Source organism: Bacillus sp. LK2, from assembly GCF_001043575.1.
GTDB lineage: Bacteria > Bacillota > Bacilli > Bacillales > Bacillaceae_G > Bacillus_A > Bacillus_A paramycoides.
Map to the genome: position 1 here is coordinate 42,518 of NZ_LDUK01000049.1, position 14,881 is coordinate 57,398.

The window sequence follows — 14,881 nt, forward strand, 5'->3', positions numbered from 1 at the left end:
AGGTGCTTTTTAGCGTATATCTTCAATTAGTTGTTCAGATTCTTCGTGCATGCTGTATTCACTTAAAACTTGAATACAAAGCCATTTTAGCTCTTCAATACTATGCTCAAGTTCTTCAGGCAGCACATGGTGAATATCTTCAAGTCCCATTCCGAAATGAATCAGTTCTAATACTTGATCATCGATGTTCCGATCCATTAATAGTTCAAGCACTTCTAAATTGAATATGTATCGGTGTGCTTCATCGAGTGAAACAACTTTTAGCTTCAAACTTTCTACAATACTCAATATAAAAAGAAGAATTGTTTTTTCAAGAACAGGTTGTTTCGCCATTTGAAATATAAGTTTCATCTTTTACACCTCCACATATAGCGCTAGGTTGTACTATATTATTCAGGAGGGGGGAGCAAATATGCATAATAAAGAGAAACTTTCCTTAATGTTTTTGGGCAGCATAGTAATGCCTAGTGGAACTGAAATTTTCATGAAATAAAAAATCCTGCTAGTATAGCAGGATAACTTCCGAATTAAAATATGCTCCAACTTTCTTGAGCAGAAAGGAGTTCAAGAATTTTAAAACCAGCGATACTATTTCCATTTGCATCTAAAGCTGGTCCGAAGATCCCGATTCCCATTTCACCTTTTACGCAACCGAAAATACCACCGGCTACACCACTTTTCGCAGGGATTCCAACACGTATTGCAAATTCACCAGATTCGTTATACATTCCGCAAGTAACCATAAATGTTTTACAAATCTTTGTAATATGTTTTGGGATAATTTGTTTCTTCTTATATGGATCATATCCGTCCATTGCAAAAATTAAACCAATACGTGCTAAATCGATACAGTTAACCTCAATTGCACATTGACGTGTATATAAATCCATAAGTTCTTCAATATCGCTATCAATAATACCGTTTTGTTTCATATAGTAACAAAGTGAACGGTTTAAGTAAGCTGTCTCTAATTCAGAAGTGGCAACTTTAGAAGAATAATTAATAGTAGGATTATCTGTTATATCACGTACAAATCGAAGAATGCGTTCCATCTTTTCTTCGTTATTATTACCAGCAAGCATACTTGTAATAGCTAATGCACCTGCATTAATCATTGGATTAAGAGGTTTGGAAGGGCTTGTTGTTTCTAGTTTAATAATAGAATTAAATGGATCACCAGTTGGTTCCATTCCGACTTTAGAAAATACATATTCTTCACCACAATCTAAAAGGGCAAGGGCAAGTGTAATTACTTTGGAAATACTTTGAAGAGTAAATAATGTTTGTGAGTTACCAGCATGAATATATTCTGTCTCTTTATGGAAAATGGCAATACCTAAATCATCTGGATTTGCATTTCCTAGTTCGGGGATATAAGTAGCAAGTTTTCCTTTTTTCGTATATGGTTTTACTTGTTCTAACAACTGTTGTAAGTTGTTTGTTTCAATGCACTGCATAGTACCAACGCTCCTATTTCGAATTGACTAAGTTTACTATTCCCGATATGCTCGGAAATAAATAATAACATGAAAAAGTGGAATGATAAAACGAAAGTTATCTGTGCTATAATAAGTTTTTTTTGCCTGTATATTTTGTAGTTAGTAAGGAGAATTTTCCTTTTATATAACAGTTTGGAAATAGAAAACTTATCCATAAAAAGTTCGAAAATAAAAACTACACATCTATACAACTATATGTTATTATGGTTATGTAATAGAAAGCGTTTTCTAAAGCGTAATTATAATGATAACGATTTCATAAATTTGATAGGGGGAATTAAAATGTTGCAGTTTTTACAACGTATTGGTAAAGCGTTAATGCTTCCAATCGCCGTACTACCAGCAGCAGGATTATTGCTTCGTTTAGGGCAACCAGATGTATTTGATATTCCTGTTATGGCACAGGCCGGTGCAGCTGTTTTTGATAATTTAGCACTTATTTTTGCAATCGGTATTGCAATCGGTCTTTCAGTTGATGGTAGTGGTGCCGCAGGTCTTGCAGGTGCAATTGGTTATTTGGTTATGAAAAACAGTATTGATGCCCTTAGTAAGGGATATTCTACTGCAGAATTACAAGATAAATTAGGTAAAGTTCAAGATTTAATAGGTAATAGCGCAAATGTAGATCCATCTAAGCTTGCAGATACAATGACACAAGTATCTAAGGCAGCCGAATTATCGACTAAAGTGGATATGAAAGTTTTAGGTGGTATTATTGTCGGTGTTATAGCAGGATTCCTTTATAATAAATTCCATAAAATTAAACTTCCAGAATGGTTAGGTTTCTTTGCTGGAAAACGTTTCGTTCCGATTGTTACATCGGTTGTGATGCTAATATTAGGAATTCTATTCGCACAAATTTGGCCAGCAATTCAAAATGGAATCGATGCATTAGCTCATGGAATTGTTAATTTAGGTGCAATTGGTTCAGGTCTGTTCGGTCTATTAAACCGTCTATTAATCCCAATTGGTTTACACCACGTAATGAACACATACTTCTGGTTCGTGTTTGGTGACTTTACAAATGCAGCAGGTAATGTTGTAAATGGTGATATCGCTCGTTTCCTTGCAGGGGATAAAACAGCAGGTATGTTTATGACTGGTTTCTTCCCAGTTATGATGTTCGGTTTACCAGCAGCATGTTTCGCAATGATTGCAGCTGCTAAACCAGAAAAACGTAAAATGGTTACAGGTATGTTAGGTGGTCTAGCATTAACTTCATTCTTAACTGGTATTACAGAACCAATCGAATTCTCATTCATGTTCTTATCACCAGTATTATATGGTATTCATGCAGTATTAACAGGTCTTTCTTTATTCATTACAACAACACTTGGCATTCACGATGGTTTCACATTTAGTGCCGGTGCAATTGATTACTTCTTAAACTTTGGTATTGCAACAAAACCAGTGTTACTAGCGGGAATCGGTTTAATTTACGCAGCAATTTACTTTGTAGTATTCTACTTCTTAATTAAGAAGTTCGACTTAAAAACTCCTGGTCGTGAAGATGACGATGAGTTAGTTGAAGATGGTGATGCACCAGTTGCTGGTTCAATTGGTGAAACTTATGTAACTGCTTTAGGTGGAAAAGACAATTTAACAGTTATTGATAACTGTGCAACGCGTCTACGCCTACAAGTGAAAGATGCAGGTTTAGTAAATGAACCAGCATTAAAACGCGCAGGTGCAAAAGGTGTTATGAAATTAAGTAACACAAGTGTACAAGTTATCGTAGGTACAAACGTTGAGTCTGTTGCTGATGATATGAAAAAGCACGTATAAATAATTAGATAAGAGGATATCCCGAAAGATTGATAATAACGGTCTTTTAGAGGATATCCTCTTTTTTTATGTTAAAAAAATAACGTGAATCTTACTTTTGTAAATTTTCTTTTTCTTTTTTGTACATATAGGTTGGTAATATGTTCGGTGCGTGATAAAGTAGGGATGACATAGAATGGAGTGTCTTTAATCTACAGAAATGATGTGGAAAAAGTCTTGTGTAGATGAATTAAATTATCGGTAAATAAGGGGAAAAAGGTAATCATGGATCAGGAAAAAAATACTGTTAATGGGAAAGCAAATCGGTCGATTGTATACATAAAAAGAACAATTATTCTAGCCCTACTATTTTCACTTGTATATTTCATGTATACAAAAATTGTTGCGCATAATAAAAAAGAGGAAACTTTAAAAGCAGCAGCAGAAATGAAGAAACAAGAAGAGATAAAAAAGAAAGAAGAAATGAAAAGGCAAGAGGCTCAAAAACAAAAAGAACTGAAAGAACAGGAAGAACTAGCAAAGCAAGCACAAGTAATTGAGAAGCAGGCAGAAGGACCACCTCAAGAAATTAATGAAAACGCTCAATTGGATCAATATTTGCAGGGCACAGGTTTTAGTGGAACAGCTGTTATTGTGAAGAATGGAAAAGTCCTTTTGAATAAAGGATACGGTATGGCGAATAAAGAGAAACAAATACCGAATAATTCGGAAACGGCTTTTTATATTGGCTCTATCTCAAAGGCGTTTGTAGCAACGGCTATTATGCAGCTGAAAGATCAAAATAAATTACAAGTAGAGGATACAGTTGCAAAGTATATTCCGGATTTTCCTCAAGGTAATGGTATTCAGTTAAAACATTTATTAACACATACATCAGGAATTCCTGAATATGAGCAGGGAAAAGATGATATTTCTCATGAGGAATTGATAAAGCGAATAGGAAACCAAAAGCGTATTGGGGCTCCAGGAGAGAAATGGAAGTATTCAGATTCGAATTACTCCATACTTGCCTACATTGTTGAAAAAGTAAGTGGGCAACCATTAGAAGAATATATTAAACAGCACATCTTTGCTACTGCTGGTATGAAGCATTCTGGTTTTGGTAAAGCGTTAGAACAAACAAGATTCCCATCAACTGGTTATAAAATAGTAAATAATAATATGACAACACCTAATATTCCGAGCATGTCACAACTATATGGTTGCGGTGATATATATACAAGCGCGCATGATTTATATTTATTTAATGAAGCGTTATTCTCTGGAAAATTAATTTCAAAAGAGAGTTACAATCAAATGTTTACAGCTGTGAAAAAGGATTATGGATTTGGATGGTATGTAGATCCGGGAAGTTATTCGAATCACGGTGTAATGCCAGGTTGGAATTGTTTAAATGGATTTAGTAAAAATGGAAGTGTGTATGTTGTTTTATTATCTAACATTCAAAATAACATTAAATCCTTTGGTAAAGTGAATAATGACATTTACACGATGTTACGAAAAATAGAAGTGTAAAAGACTGTCCTTTTTGGATAGTCTTTTTTTTCAAAGAAGCGCTTGGAAATAGAAATAGAGGAGTTATATAGCGGTTCTGGAGGAGTGCTGGACTTAAAAGCCCACACTGATTAAAGCTTCACTTTATCTTATTGTGAAAAGAAGTGTACCTAATAGGTACACTTCTTTTCAGTCTGCTATAAAAAACTATAACAGATTAGGAGATAAGAGTATTACAGCTCTACAATGGGTATCGTTCTTATATTACAAAATAGGACTCGTATATAAGGGTACCCAAAAAATACAATTAAAGAAAGGGTTAATTACAAAGGATTTAAAATGAAGTTTACACTATGTATATAGTAGTTTGCTCAACATTTCACAAACATGTCACAACTATTTCGTCCACTTCCGAAAAAAAGTAGTATTCTAAGTGTGTAAGCTGTTATATAAAAAATCTTAGTCCTGTACTAATCAAAAATGGAGGAGATTAGGATGACTCAAGTATTAGAAAACGTAAAAAACGCGTGGGAAAACTTTAAAGGTGAAAAGTGGAAAGCAGAGATTGATGTTCGCGATTTCATTTTAAATAATGTAAACGTTTACGAAGGGGAGGACTCTTTCTTAGCGGGAGCAACTGAAGCAACGAAAAAACTTTGGGATCAAGTAATGGATTTAACAACAAAGGAACGTGAAAACGGTGGCGTTCTTGATATGGATACAAAAATTGTTTCTTCTATTACATCACATGAACCAGGATATTTAAATAAAGATATTGAAACGGTAGTCGGTTTCCAAACTGATAAACCATTTAAACGTTCTTTACAACCATATGGTGGTATTCGTATGGCAGAACAAGCTTGTGAAGCTTATGGATATGAAATGGACAAAGAACTTAGTAGTATTTTCAGAGACTGGCGCAAAACTCATAACCAAGGTGTATTTGATGCATATACACCAGAAATGAAAGCAGCTCGTAAATCAGGCGTTATTACTGGTCTTCCAGATGCATATGGACGTGGACGTATTATCGGTGATTATCGTCGCGTAGCGTTATATGGTATAGACCATTTAATTGAAGCGAAAAAAGCTGATTTTAATTTAACTGGTGGTGTAATGAGCGAAGAGACAATGCGTTTACGCGAAGAATTATCTGAGCAAATGCGTGCACTTCAAGAATTAAAACAAATGGCCGCTTCTCATGGCTTCGATATTTCTAAGCCAGCAACAAATGCACAAGAAGCATTCCAATGGTTATACTTCGCTTATCTTGCAGCAATTAAAGAACAAAATGGGGCAGCAATGAGCCTTGGACGTACTTCTACATTCTTAGATATTTATATTGAAAGAGATTTAGCAAATGGTACTTTAACAGAAGAAGCAGCACAAGAAATTGTTGACCATTTCATTATGAAATTACGTCTTGTGAAATTTGCAAGAACACCTGATTATAATGAACTATTCTCTGGAGATCCAACTTGGGTAACTGAATCTATCGGTGGTATTGCACTAGACGGTCGTCCATTAGTAACAAAGAACTCATTCCGCTTCTTGCATACATTAGATAATTTAGGGCCAGCACCAGAACCAAACTTAACAGTTCTTTGGTCTAAACAATTACCACAAAACTTTAAAAACTACTGTGCGAAAATGTCTATTAAAACATCAGCAATTCAATACGAAAATGATGACATTATGCGTCCAGAATATGGTGATGACTACGGTATTGCTTGTTGTGTATCTGCAATGAGAATTGGTAAACAAATGCAGTTCTTTGGAGCACGTGCAAACTTAGCAAAAGCATTATTATATGCGATTAACGGTGGTAAAGATGAAAAATCAAAAGCTCAAGTTGGTCCTGAGTACGCACCAATTACTTCTGAAGTATTAGATTATGAAGAAGTTATGCATAAGTTTGATATGACAATGGAATGGTTAGCGGGTCTATATTTAAACACATTAAATGTTATCCACTACATGCACGATAAATATAGCTATGAACGTATTGAAATGGCACTTCATGATACAAACGTTCTTCGTACGATGGCAACAGGTATCGCGGGTCTATCTGTAGTAGCAGACTCTTTAAGTGCAATTAAATATGCAAAAGTAAAACCACTTCGTGATGAAAATGGTATTGCAGTTGATTTCGAAATCGAGGGAGATTTCCCTAAATACGGTAACAATGATGATCGTGTAGATGAAATCGCAGTAAATCTTGTGAAAACATTTATGAATAAGCTTCGCAAACATAAAACATATCGCAATTCTGTTCATACAATGTCAATCTTAACAATCACATCTAACGTTGTATACGGTAAGAAAACTGGTAACACTCCAGATGGACGTCGTACTGGAGAACCATTTGCACCAGGTGCAAACCCAATGCATGGCCGTGATACAAAAGGTGCATTAGCGTCATTATTATCTGTAGCTAAATTACCATATGAAGATGCACAAGATGGTATTTCTAATACATTCTCTATTATTCCAAAAGCGCTTGGTAAAGAAGATGATGTACAAGTACGTAACTTAGTATCTATGCTTGATGGATACGCAATAAAAGAAGGACATCACTTAAATATTAACGTATTTAATCGTGAAACATTAATGGACGCAATGGAGCATCCTGAAAAATATCCACAATTAACAATTCGTGTATCTGGTTACGCTGTTAACTTTATTAAATTAACTCGTGAACAGCAAATTGATGTAATTAACCGTACAATGCATGAAAGCATGTAAGTGAAAAAAGTGCCCCTCTGCTTTTAATATATGGTGGAGGGGGGCTGTTTCAATAAAGGAGGAAGTAACATGGTAAAAGGAAGAATACATTCTGTAGAGTCTTGTGGTACTGTTGATGGCCCAGGGATTCGTTATGTCATATTTACACAAGGGTGTTTATTACGTTGTCAATATTGTCATAATGCTGATACGTGGGAGATTGGTAAGGGAAAAGAAATAACAGTTGAAGAAGTGATGCAGGATGTGACATGTTACCTTCCATTTATTGAAGCTTCTGGAGGCGGTATAACGGTTAGCGGTGGAGAGCCACTACTACAGTTAGACTTCTTAATTGAGTTGTTTAAAAAGTGCAAAGAAGCTGGTATCCATACAACAATCGATTCTTCTGGCGGTTGTTATTCTGAAGAACCAGAATTCCAAAGCAAGCTAAATATTTTAATGGATTATACAGATTTAGTTTTATTGGATTTGAAGCATATTGATTCAAAGAAACATCGTAAATTAACAGGGAAACCCAATGAACATATTTTACAATTTGCTCGTTATTTATCAGACAGAAAGAAACCAATTTGGGTAAGACATGTATTGGTTCCTGGTGTTACTGATGGTGAAGAAGATCTGCAAAAATTATCAAGCTTTATTCAAAGCTTATCTAATGTTAAGAAAGTGGAAGTGTTGCCATATCATAAGCTTGGCGTCTATAAATGGGAGGCACTTGGACATAAGTATCCACTTGCGGATGTGAATCCACCGACAGAAGAAAATGTTGAACATGCGAAACATATTTTAAAAGCAGTCTAATCCATATATTGGATTAGGCTTTTTGTTTCTTCATAAGAAAATATAGAGTATATATTTAGAAAGGAGTATACTGAAAATAGAATATCCATATTTTTGTAAAGAATAAGCGGAGAAATTTACATAATTGTAAAGGGAAATCAAAATAGTAAAAAGAATTAAGAAGTAAAAGAATGAGTATCATGGAATATAGAACGTTTGTAAGTTATTGCGAAAGCTCTTATAGGAAAGTATAATGTAAAGATATGAGCACAGATAGGATTAAGGGGTCAATCTTATATGCTTTGCATATCCACGACAGGTACATAGCTAACAGGAGAGTATTGGAATCCGAGTATGTAATTTTTAAGGAAAATGTTTTTCCTATTGTCGTATATGCAATATGGAGAAACAAAAAGCTAGGAGTGGATTTGTTTGATAAAAAACCCCAAGGTTTTAATATTAACTGCACATTACGGTAACGGTCATGTGCAAGTAGCAAAAACATTAGAACAAACATTTCGCCAAAAAGGAATCAAAGATGTAATCGTATGCGACTTGTTTGGAGAATCACATCCGGTTATAACCGATATTACAAAATATTTGTATTTAAAAAGTTATACGATAGGAAAAGAATTATATCGTTTGTTTTATTACGGTGTAGAAAAAATTTATGATAAGAAAATAGCATCTTGGTATGCGAATTTTGGGAGAAAACGTTTGAAGTCGCTCTTACAGGCGGAGAAACCGGATATTGTTATCAATACCTTTCCAATCATCGCTGTACCAGAATTGAAAAAACAAATAGGTATTTCTATTCCTGTTTATAACGTATTAACGGATTTTTGCGTGCATAAAATATGGATTCATCGAGAAGTAGATCGTTATTTTGTAGCAACTGATCATGTGAAAAAGGTGATGGTTGATATTGGTGTGCCTTCAGAGCAAATTGTTGAAACAGGGATTCCGATTCGTAGCAGTTTTGAGCTAAAGATAAATCCAGAAATTATATATAATAAATATCAGTTATGTAAGGATAAAAAGATTTTACTAATTGTAGCAGGTGCTCATGGTGTGCTTGGGAGTGTAAAAGAACTATGCCAGTCATTTATGTCAGTACCAAATTTACAAGTAGTTGTCGTTTGTGGGAAAAACGAAGCTTTAAAGCAGGATTTATTGGGACTACAGGAGAAAAGTTCTGATGCTTTAAAAGTATTTGGTTATGTTGAAAATATTGATGAGTTATTCCGTGTTACTTCTTGTATGATTACGAAGCCAGGTGGTATTACATTAAGCGAAGCAGCAGCATTACAAGTACCTGTCATTTTATATAAGCCTGTCCCGGGACAAGAAAATGAAAATGCGTTGTATTTTGAAAGAAAAGGGGCTGCAGTTGTAATCCGTGATGACAGTGAGGTTTTTGCAAAAACAGAGGCGTTATTACAAGATGATATGAAGCTTCTCCAAATGAAAGAAGCCATGAAGAGTATTTATCGTCCTGAACCGGCAGGTCATATCGTGGATACAATTTTGGCAGAAAATCATGCAGAGCCGAATCATATACCTATTAAATCACCAGCTCTTGCCGAATCTTTTACTTAATATGAAACCCCTCTTTTAAACTTTTAAAGAGGGTTTTTTATTATTTTAACAAAAATAAACGTGCATTATTAACTTATCCACAAAGGATTGCGTTTTTATTAGACAGTAAAGTCGGAATATTAACAACTATATCCACATAGTCCACAATTTTTAGAAAAATATCCACAATTCTTACATTTGGTATTCGTTTAAATAAATGAATTTGTAAAATGTTTTTTGAATTTATGCACAATTGTACAGGTGTTGTGGATAAAGTTGTCCACAGAAAAAGGTTCCTTATTTATAAGGAACCTTTTTCAATTCTATCCTATCACTTAGAAAAACTTATGTAATGAAAATGAATAATTAGGGGGAAATCTTCTAATTATTCATTTTCACTTTAAATACCTTTTGAGCGATAACCCGCTGCACGATCTGCTTTTCGGAATTCTCGTTGATAGAGAACTTCTTGTGTACTAGATAATGTGTTTTTTGCTTTATCACGTTTCTTTTTATCCATTACAAATCACCTCGTGTCCTAAAGTCACTATCTATCGTTTCCAAAGACATGGGGTGATATACATATATGTTAAACTAGTATTGATTAATTATCATTTCTGAAATTTTAGATTATGCTTCTTTTAATTGGTGTGCTTCTTGGAAGGCTGTATCTCGCATTGTTGCAAGTGTATATTGATCTTTTGGAATTTCATATAAGTTATATACTTCTTCATGCGCGTTAATTTCATCATAAACGGCTTTTCTTGTTTCGTTTGCTAGATTTACATATTGTAGTTTTTCGGCAGCTTTAATAGAACGGATATTTATTTTACGAATACGCATAAAGATCGTTTCAATATCTAATTCATAGAAAAGTTCGCTAAAAAATGAATCTTTTGCCAATTTATTATATCCTTTACCATGATATGGTTTGCCAAGCCATGTCCCGAGGAATCCGGCTTTTTCTTGCACATCAAATAAAGTAATCGTGCCGATGGGGTTACCCCATTCATCTAAAATTGTGCGTGAGATCAATTCTCCACGCTCTTCGGCTTCAATTGTTTGTTTCGTTAAAAATAAATATTCTTCATAAGAATAAGCCTTTTGACGCACAAAAGGGAAGACAGCTGGATCCACCATTAACTCGTATAGAACGTGGCTGTCGTGTAAGTCGCGTTTTTTCAACATACTAACTCCTCCTCACACGAGGGTAGCATGACGAAAAAACACCCCACCCTCGAAATTTTTATATCAATCTTTAAAAAATTTCGGGGTGGGAATCGAACCCACTAGAACCAGTTTATAACGCTGGTGGCGCACCATTTGCCTTCCCCATTCATCAATTTGAAAATGATAATCACGACACAAATTGATTATGGTTTCATTCAGTTTATAATCGTATAATACTTTATCTAGTCAAAAAAATAAACTAGTTTTTTTTATTTTTTTTGTAAATTATTTTTCCGTCAATCATCGTGAGTACAGGCTTGGCTAAATAATGGAAAGGATGGTGAGTCCACAACACGAGATCAGCATCTTTTCCAACTTCAATGCTTCCAATTCTATCCTCTAAACGTAAATTTCGAGCTGGAAAAATAGTGATTCCTTCCAACGCTGTTTTTTCATCTAATCCTTCTCTTACTGCAATGGCAGCGCAAACATTTAAATATTGAATAGGTGTATAAGGGTGATCTGTTGTAATAGAGACTTCTATTCCACTTTTCGATAATATATGGTAAGTATCCCATGTTTTGTTTTTAAGTTCGATTTTTGAACGTCTTGTAAGAGTAGGGCCAACTGAAATCTTTAAATTGTGTTTCGAAAGTTCCTCAACAATAAAGTGTCCTTCAGTACAATGTTCAATACGTAAATCAAGATTGAATTCTGTCGCAAAGCGTAAAGCCGAATTAATATCATCTGCACGGTGAGCGTGGATACGTACCGGTATTTCCCGGCGGAGTGCTTTTAAAATAGGAAGCATTCGAAAATCAGCTTCATGTCCGTAGTGTTGTGCTTCGTAGAAGGATTCTCGAAGCAAGCCCATAATTCCCATACGTGTAATTGATTCTTTTGTTCCGTTGCTATGGACCTTTTTAGGGTTTTCTCCAAAGGCAATTTTTAAACCAGCAGGTTCTTGAATAATCATATGATCAATACAAGTTCCAGCGGTTTTTATGACACAAGTAGTACCCCCTATAATGTTTTGGCTTCCAGGCATAACGTGAACAGTTGTAATTCCATTTTGTACAGCATCTTGAAATGCAATATCAAAAGGATGGATTCCGTCTAAAGAACGGATATGTGGTGTTAAAACTTCAGATGTTTCATTCGCATCATTGCCAGCCCAACCGGTACCTTCATCGTAGAGGCCAAGGTGAGTATGGACATCAATAAATCCAGGTAGGAGATGAAGAGCTCGTGCATCTATAACGGTCATATCTTGAGTAGGATCAATATAAGGTTTAACCGCGGTGATTCGTTCTCCTGTAACGAGTACATCTCCTTGAAACTTTTGGGATGTAATAGGATATACAATGGCTTGTTTGAGCAGTATTTTCATAGATACCTCATTTCCGTCACCTTGTAATGTGTGTAGTATAAGTTTAGACAAAGCAACTGAAAGGTTTTTCGTGTAGTAATGCTCCGGAGTCTAGAAAATGAAAGTTTTGGAGGGGATAAAGTAAAGGGGATTCATCCCCCACTGATTATTAGCCCTCACAATCGGGCTTTTACGGACAGCCGGCCCCCACCTAACTTCTTTGCTTTACAGTCGAATTTTGAGGTGAGAGTCTTATCGTCTGCAAATAGCGGGATAAGTTCCCTTTAAAATTTTATTTTAGAAGTACTATATTGTATGCAAGAGTATATTTTGTAATGCATGGTTTACTGTTGGAAATGTGTATTGATATCCATATTCAATAGCTTTATTAGGTAATACATGTTGTCCTTCTAATACGAGTATACTCATCTCACCGAGTAAAGCGCGAAGTACAAATGGAGGAACAGGTAACCAATGAGGTCGTTCGGTTATAGTGGCAATGGTTTTACCGAATTCTTTCATCCTTATCGGTGTTGGCGCTGTAATATTAAGAGGCCCGGCAATGTCTTTTTTGTGTATGATGAAATCAATCATGCGAACGACATCATCTAAATGAATCCATGATAACCATTGGTTTCCAGATCCAATTGTACCTCCGATATATAATTGATAGGGGAGTAACATTTTTGGAAAAGCGCCTCCATCTGCCCCTAATACGACTCCAAATCTTGCATAGATAGTTCTTATTCCAAGGGAGCGGGCTTTAGATGCTTCTTGCTCCCATAAATATACTGTATTTGCTAAAAAGTCATTCCCGGGAGTCTCTTGTTGTTCTGTAAAAGATTCGGTTTCAGATGTTCCATAGTATCCAATAGCACTTGCGTTAATAAATGTGTGTGGTTTTGTTTTGAGTGCTTGCAATTGTTTAATGAGCCCTGTTGTTGTTTGAATCCTACTATTTAAAATTGTTTCCTTTTGTTTCTTTGTCCATCTACTATTAATAGACTCCCCCGCTAGATTAATAATTACATCGATAGAAGAGAGGGGAAAAGTGTGCAAGTCAGGTGTCCATTGTACGTATTGAAGGTTAGGATCTGAAGTTTCATCTACCTTTTTTCGAGTAAGAATATAGACGGTATATCCCTTTTGAATAAAAAAACTAGAAAGGTATTTGCCTATAAAGCCAGAGCCACCAGAAATTGCGATTTTCACAAGAATTTCCTCCTCATTATATATATTCTTGAAAAGCAAAAATGTTTCTTGACTATGTTAAAATAATAGAGAGGTGAGAGTATGGCTGTCATTACAAAAATAGAAGTACAAAAACGATCGAAAGAACGATTTAATATTTATATTGATAAAGGTCAAGGTGAAGAGTACGGATTTAGTGTAAATCAAGTAATCTTAATGAAACATGGATTACAAAAAGGTTTAGAAATTGATGAAGTAGAGTTAGGAAATATTTTGTACAATGAAGAGGTACAAAAAGCATATTTACAAGCCATTTCCTATTTATCATATCAGATGAGAACAAAACAAGAAGTAGAAGATTTTTTACAAAAAAAAGAAGTGGGGCAGGCCATCATCTCTGAAGTCATTTCGAAATTATTACATGATCGATATATTAATGATAAAGAGTACGCCACTTTGTATGTACGAACGCAAAGTAATGTAAATCAAAAAGGCCCAACTGTTATTAGAAGAGCGCTGATAAGTAAAGGTGTTCAGGACCTAATCATTACACATAGTTTACAAGAGTATCCAAAGGAGAAGCAAATTGAAAATGCTTTAGTTCTTATAGAAAAGAAGAAAAAATCTTATCAAAAGCATTCATTTTTACAAATGAAACAAAAGTTAGAAGAAATGCTTGTTCGTAAAGGCTATTCTAGAGATGTGATTCAAATTTGTCTTGAAGAATTGAAAGACGAAAAAGATGACGAAAAGCAGCAAGAAGCGTTACACTATCATGGGAATAAATATTATGAGAAATATAAGAAGTATGATGGATGGACATTCGAAAATAAGATGAAACAAGCGTTATATCGAAAAGGATTCTCTATTGATGAGATAGAGATATTTTTGCAAATGAAACGAGAAGAAGGATGAGGGAATAAGATGAATATACCAAAACGCTACAGTGAAATGACACCACATGAGCTTCGAGAAGAAATTGGGGTTTTGAAGGAGCAAGCTGTAAAGGCTGAGCAACTTGGAATTGTAAATGAATTCGATGTATTAATGAGAAAGATGGCTATGGCTCGTGCTTATATGACTGATATAAACAAATTCCGTATTGGTGAGACATATGAATTAGTAGAAGAACCTGGTATATTATTTAAAATTACGTATTTCAATGGGGTATTTGCTTGGGGATATAAGCAAAATGATAATGAAGAGATTGGAATACCAATTTCCTTGCTGCAGGAAAAATAAAAACCAGAGAGTGAATATCTCTCTGGTT

Annotated in this window: 14 protein-coding genes; 8 read left to right on the plus strand and 6 right to left on the minus strand. The window is 34.9% G+C overall.

The genetic code is table 11. The annotated features are described in order from the left end of the window. Nucleotides 1–9: 9 nt before the first annotated feature. Nucleotides 10–351: a DUF3969 family protein gene (locus VK90_RS23670; protein WP_002174732.1), complete on the minus strand. Its 342-nt coding sequence runs from the start codon at nt 349–351 to the stop codon at nt 10–12. A 176-nt stretch (nt 352–527) separates the two neighbouring features. Then, the gene (gene glsA, locus VK90_RS23675) at nt 528–1,457 is read right to left on the minus strand and encodes a glutaminase A (protein WP_002174733.1); all 930 of its coding nucleotides are present in this window, start codon (nt 1,455–1,457) and stop codon (nt 528–530) included. Nucleotides 1,458–1,781: 324 nt separating this feature from the next. On the opposite strand from glsA, the gene nagE reads away from it, so the two are divergent. From nagE to VK90_RS23700, 6 genes are all read left to right on the plus strand, one after another. Further along, nucleotides 1,782–3,284, plus strand: a complete 1,503-nt coding sequence (gene nagE / locus VK90_RS23680) for an N-acetylglucosamine-specific PTS transporter subunit IIBC (RefSeq protein ID WP_048375662.1) — start codon at nt 1,782–1,784, stop codon at nt 3,282–3,284. 264 nt (nt 3,285–3,548) lie between these two features. After that, nucleotides 3,549–4,799, plus strand: a complete 1,251-nt coding sequence (locus VK90_RS23685; protein ID WP_048375664.1) for a serine hydrolase domain-containing protein — start codon at nt 3,549–3,551, stop codon at nt 4,797–4,799. Between the two features lie 106 nt (nt 4,800–4,905). Beyond that, the gene (locus tag VK90_RS29270) at nt 4,906–5,121 is read left to right on the plus strand and encodes a hypothetical protein (RefSeq protein WP_082148040.1); all 216 of its coding nucleotides are present in this window, start codon (nt 4,906–4,908) and stop codon (nt 5,119–5,121) included. Between the two features lie 152 nt (nt 5,122–5,273). Continuing rightward, nucleotides 5,274–7,523, plus strand: coding sequence for a formate C-acetyltransferase (gene pflB / locus VK90_RS23690; RefSeq protein ID WP_048375666.1), 2,250 nt, complete (start codon nt 5,274–5,276; stop codon nt 7,521–7,523). 69 nt (nt 7,524–7,592) lie between these two features. Then, nucleotides 7,593–8,324 carry a pyruvate formate-lyase-activating protein gene (gene pflA / locus VK90_RS23695; protein WP_002174737.1) on the plus strand — a complete coding sequence of 244 codons (732 nt, stop codon included), beginning with the start codon at nt 7,593–7,595 and terminating at the stop codon, nt 8,322–8,324. Nucleotides 8,325–8,735: 411 nt separating this feature from the next. After that, on the plus strand, nt 8,736–9,902 hold the full coding sequence (locus VK90_RS23700) for a diglucosyl diacylglycerol synthase (protein WP_048375668.1): 1,167 nt from the start codon (nt 8,736–8,738) through the stop codon (nt 9,900–9,902). A gap of 379 nt (nt 9,903–10,281) precedes the next feature. Here VK90_RS23700 and VK90_RS27735 read toward each other — a convergent pair whose 3' ends face one another. From VK90_RS27735 to VK90_RS23715, 4 genes are all read right to left on the minus strand, one after another. Beyond that, nucleotides 10,282–10,401, minus strand: coding sequence for a YfhE family protein (locus VK90_RS27735; protein WP_002174739.1), 120 nt, complete (start codon nt 10,399–10,401; stop codon nt 10,282–10,284). A 110-nt stretch (nt 10,402–10,511) separates the two neighbouring features. After that, complete coding sequence (locus VK90_RS23705; RefSeq protein ID WP_048375670.1) at nt 10,512–11,069, minus strand: GNAT family N-acetyltransferase; 558 nt, start codon at nt 11,067–11,069, stop codon at nt 10,512–10,514. Between the two features lie 241 nt (nt 11,070–11,310). Next, on the minus strand, nt 11,311–12,441 hold the full coding sequence (locus tag VK90_RS23710) for an amidohydrolase (RefSeq protein WP_048375671.1): 1,131 nt from the start codon (nt 12,439–12,441) through the stop codon (nt 11,311–11,313). Between the two features lie 285 nt (nt 12,442–12,726). Next, nucleotides 12,727–13,632: a TIGR01777 family oxidoreductase gene (locus VK90_RS23715; protein WP_048375673.1), complete on the minus strand. Its 906-nt coding sequence runs from the start codon at nt 13,630–13,632 to the stop codon at nt 12,727–12,729. Nucleotides 13,633–13,713: 81 nt separating this feature from the next. Here VK90_RS23715 and recX point away from each other — a divergent pair, with 81 nt between their 5' ends. Further along, nucleotides 13,714–14,526 (plus strand): recombination regulator RecX, encoded by an 813-nt coding sequence (gene recX / locus VK90_RS23720; protein ID WP_025148689.1) that lies wholly within the window; start codon nt 13,714–13,716, stop codon nt 14,524–14,526. Between the two features lie 9 nt (nt 14,527–14,535). Further along, nucleotides 14,536–14,853, plus strand: coding sequence for a YfhH family protein (locus tag VK90_RS23725; RefSeq protein WP_048375675.1), 318 nt, complete (start codon nt 14,536–14,538; stop codon nt 14,851–14,853). The last annotated feature ends 28 nt before the right edge of the window (nt 14,854–14,881 follow it).

Coding starts and splice junctions, on each gene's coding strand:
- VK90_RS23670 (WP_002174732.1), bottom strand. CDS start 351: ATGAAACTTATATTTCAAATGGCGAAACAACCTGTTCTTGAAAAAACA.
- glsA (WP_002174733.1), bottom strand. CDS start 1,457: ATGCAGTGCATTGAAACAAACAACTTACAACAGTTGTTAGAACAAGTA.
- nagE (WP_048375662.1), top strand. CDS start 1,782: ATGTTGCAGTTTTTACAACGTATTGGTAAAGCGTTAATGCTTCCAATC.
- VK90_RS23685 (WP_048375664.1), top strand. CDS start 3,549: ATGGATCAGGAAAAAAATACTGTTAATGGGAAAGCAAATCGGTCGATT.
- pflB (WP_048375666.1), top strand. CDS start 5,274: ATGACTCAAGTATTAGAAAACGTAAAAAACGCGTGGGAAAACTTTAAA.
- pflA (WP_002174737.1), top strand. CDS start 7,593: ATGGTAAAAGGAAGAATACATTCTGTAGAGTCTTGTGGTACTGTTGAT.
- VK90_RS27735 (WP_002174739.1), bottom strand. CDS start 10,401: ATGGATAAAAAGAAACGTGATAAAGCAAAAAACACATTATCTAGTACA.
- VK90_RS23705 (WP_048375670.1), bottom strand. CDS start 11,069: ATGTTGAAAAAACGCGACTTACACGACAGCCACGTTCTATACGAGTTA.
- VK90_RS23710 (WP_048375671.1), bottom strand. CDS start 12,441: ATGAAAATACTGCTCAAACAAGCCATTGTATATCCTATTACATCCCAA.
- recX (WP_025148689.1), top strand. CDS start 13,714: ATGGCTGTCATTACAAAAATAGAAGTACAAAAACGATCGAAAGAACGA.
- VK90_RS23725 (WP_048375675.1), top strand. CDS start 14,536: ATGAATATACCAAAACGCTACAGTGAAATGACACCACATGAGCTTCGA.